The 3,969-nt window shown below is 42.0% G+C and carries 3 protein-coding genes; all 3 read right to left on the minus strand.

Annotated features, from left to right (window positions below; genetic code table 11):
• Window positions 1-21: 21 nt before the first annotated feature.
• Window positions 22-933 carry an SAM-dependent methyltransferase gene (locus tag AAY47_RS06965; protein WP_053014218.1) on the minus strand — a complete coding sequence of 304 codons (912 nt, stop codon included), beginning with the start codon at window positions 931-933 and terminating at the stop codon, window positions 22-24.
• A gap of 14 nt (window positions 934-947) precedes the next feature.
• Window positions 948-1,904, minus strand: coding sequence for a diiron oxygenase (locus AAY47_RS06970; protein WP_047768235.1), 957 nt, complete (start codon window positions 1,902-1,904; stop codon window positions 948-950).
• A gap of 395 nt (window positions 1,905-2,299) precedes the next feature.
• Window positions 2,300-3,481: an MFS transporter gene (locus AAY47_RS06975; RefSeq protein ID WP_053014219.1), complete on the minus strand. Its 1,182-nt coding sequence runs from the start codon at window positions 3,479-3,481 to the stop codon at window positions 2,300-2,302.
• Window positions 3,482-3,969 lie beyond the last annotated feature (488 nt).

Consider the following 3,969-nt stretch of genomic DNA (forward strand, 5'->3'; position numbering starts at 1 on the left):
GGATATTACTCTTTTGGGTTATCAGGGTTTTATCGCCACGAGAATCGGCAACACGCCGCGTGAGCTGTAGTTGATATCTTTAACCGTGAACCCTACCTGGGTTATCTGTTGTCTGATCTCTGCTTCTGAAGTGAAATTAAGGTAGGTAGCCTGAATAATGTCGCCAAAGATCGCGAACTCCTGCAAAAGGTCCGCCATTGGCGTTTCATATTTATCCCACTCACTGGCGGGCGCGTTCTTTTCCGGCGGTGGCGTGAGGAAGCTGAGCAACAAGGTTCCCCCTGGTTTTAATGCCTCGAAGAACCGACGATACAAAGCCACCAGCCTGTCCGGGTCAGACTCATACATATTCAGGCCGTTGCTGGTAATCACATCGAAAGCGTTTTTTTCTTTTAACTCCCAGGCATTCTGCTGCGAGAATCGGCAACGCTCCGCCATGCCAACGCGTTTGGCCTTTTCGTTGGCGTGATGAAGTGACTCCGGGTCAAGATCAATGCCGGTCAATTGCACCGCGTCATGGCCGCTATAATCCAGATCCAATAAGTCATCCATCACGCCGCACGGGATTGAAGCCAGGGTCTCCGCCTGCGCAATCAGCTCAGCCAGCAAGGTCTGATAACGGTAGTAACGCTCGCGCGCCCGGCACAGCAACGAGCGATTCAGAAGCCAGTCTTCCAAAACATGTTCTGCGGGTTTTCCGGCGGGATGCTGGAAAATGTAAGACGTCCAGTAGCCATTGAGGCCGCGGTTATGCAGGAGGAAACGACCGAGCTCAAACTCCGTCAATTGATCGACCAGTTCAAGATTTCTCTCCAATGGAAGAATAAGCGAATTGCTATTTCGTAAACGCGCTTTTATTTCATCGGCCAACATTTTTGTTTCTGTCAAATAGGCCAACTTAGAATGTGTTTTATGCGAGGCGAAATTATCCATACTCATCTCCATTATTAAATTATCCAACCAATATTTTCGAATCCCTGACGCACTATCGGCGAATTCAGAATACCCGTTCGTTTCAAAGCCATTAGCACGTTCTTAACAATGGGGACATCAGGCGTCACTTCAAAACCGCGATAAACCTTATTGATTGACTCCCGGCTTGCTTCACGATCGTGAGTCATCTTCGATAACAGCTCTATGTTAAACTGTTTCTCTGACTCAACATTCAAATACATTTTCACGAAATCAGCGATCTGCCCGCCGATCATCGCCTGATCGTTTTCATCCAACCTCGTCCAGATATAGCCAAGTAATTCGAGAAAGAAAATATAGTGTCTGGACTCATCGTTCATATGGTCATTAACATAGTATTTAATCGATGGATGAACGCCGTCACTATTAAAGAATTCCACCAGTTCTCTCACCAGAGTCGTTTCGAAAATGCAAACCGCAATGATCTCGAAAATGTCATGGCAGCGCTCAGGTAACCGTTTCATCACCTCTGTAACGGCCACATAGGCATCAGAGTCCGGGAAATTCAAGGTACTGAGATCGGCATCATGCTCTCTGAGCTGATTTATCATGTTTCTGGCAATATAAACGTGATAGTACTCATCGATAATTACGGTATAAGCATTCAACTTAATCTGCTCATCGAACTCAATAGAGAGATCTCCATAAATAATCTTATTACATGCTGAATTAATCAGTTTAATTTCGAGATTAACAATATCATTAAGATACTTAAAAAGAGACTGAGTAAGTATTTTTGACTTGCTTTCTCCATTGACATTACTAATTGATTCAGTCAAAAATATTGGCTGATTTTCCTCGGGGAAGAATGCACCGGGAATAGTGAAATCGATAATCTTACCGGGACGAGTTCTTATTGACGCACGTTTTTCCCATTTATCAGTATAGGTGGCAGATAACCCACCTTTAGATAGTGTCGCTTCATTTTCCATATATCATCTCCAAATAAATCCATGCTTGAAATCAAAATAAACGCAATAATAATCTTGGCTAGATGATGCCTCTAATGTGTTGATTTGCTTATAGCTAGCTGCAATGGTCGAAATCTTGCTACACGCAGGGCAGTAATATGCACGGCTTCGAGTTGCAATTAGCGCGTTGGCAGCATCACCTCTTGGCTAAATATAAATATTCAACCAAGATTCATATAATATAAGTTCATTTATTTTTGAACTTTATTTGGGGTTACCGTGAAGCTCATCAGCGACAACAGTAACACAACACCCACCTTTAGATAGTGTTCTATATATCATCTACAAATAAAGCCATAATAATAACCTTGGCTAAATATAAATATTCAGCCAAGACTCAATATAATATAAGTTCATTATTCTTGGGCTTTACTTGGGGTTACCGTGAAGCTCATCAGCGACAGCAGTAACACAACACCCACAACGCTTGCCATGACATAACTCATTTCTTCTGAGTGCCCACTAAACACATAACTGGCAATTCCTGTAATCGTAACGACCAACAATGAACGTAAGCTCATGATATAGGAGGCGGCTACACCATAAATTTCAGGATAAACAGTCATGGAACGAGCAAACAGAGTCGGATAACAAATTGCAAATCCAAAACAGAACAAACTCATGAGCATAGTAATGGCCCAAGGTGTGTTTACCATAAGAAGCGACAGAATGCTGACCATGGCTAAAAATAGCCCAATTTTTTCAGACCGTTGCTCTCCACCAAGCATAGAGATAATGCGAGTAGAAAGTAGACTTGGAATGGAGAATGATGCCACAATAATAAAGAAGTGCATCACAAATGCTGATAACGAAAGAGAAAATGTTTCACGATAAAGAAAAGCACTAGATGCAATAAATACCATATAAGCAGAGAATAACAGTGAAGGTATCAGCGAAAGTCGCATAAAACGGAAACTTAATGTCAATCGAACATAGTTCCCGACGATACCTTTTATATCTAGCGATATTTTTTCTTTCTTCGTTTCTGGTAAAAAAAGCAGTTCGAGCAAGAATACAATCGCAGTAATAGTTGCAACTACGGCATAGTTACCACGCCATCCCAAATGTTCGTTAACCCATCCTCCAGCAATGGGAGCCAGAGACATAAAAATCGAGATACACGCGTTGACTAATCCGATCATACTGTACATAGTAGCGCCTTGATAACGGTCAGCTATGATGGCATATACAACGACAACGGGGGTACAAGCTCCTAATCCTTGTACAAAGCGGGACAGCATCAATAGTTCAATCGAATTTGCATAGGTGCACCCTAATGCTCCCAACAACATAATGCTACCACCAAACAACATGATCTTACGTCGTCCAAACGATTCTGACAGTGGACCATAAACCAATGCACCAAACACAAACCCCAAAAAATTATAAGTGATGGTACGCTGTATATACCCTTCAGATACCCCAAAGCTGGCAGCCATATCAGGAAAGCTTGGAACCGACATATCAACTTCAATGCATCCAGCCAGCAGTGAAGCAATAAGTATAAATGGCAGAGGTATCCATTTTATTGTTAACATATCCATACTCCAATAGAAGAATAACTCAAAAGTAAATTTTTCCATTCACACTATAACTTTTATGGATATGTGTAAATTTAATTATTAATGAAATTTAAATTATGTGATTTATGCTGCCTTAAGGGTGAGAAAAATTAGGGTGCCACTGTACTTGCCACCGCTAAAACGGGCATTTCTAATGCCGAAGATTAAGACAACGCTGACGCGCTGTGCTTGCCTTCTCCTATTTACCGGGCTAATACATTAACCCGGTAAATAGGAGAGCTGTAAAACACCTGCCAGAGAAAACTTTTTTGCTTACCCCCTCCGTATTAAAGAAATAGGGATGAAACTGTTCACCCTGTTCACCTTTATATATTTTTGTTTAAATTCATATCGTTAAATGATGATGACTTAAAATTGAACTCATCACTACTCGGGGTATTGGGTGAGTAGAGCTGTCCAGTCACCCAGACAGCCCCCTCCTCAGAACCGGACGTGCGGAACTA

The organism is Xenorhabdus griffiniae (genome assembly GCF_001028135.1).
In the GTDB taxonomy this organism is placed as follows: domain Bacteria; phylum Pseudomonadota; class Gammaproteobacteria; order Enterobacterales; family Enterobacteriaceae; genus Xenorhabdus; species Xenorhabdus bakwenae.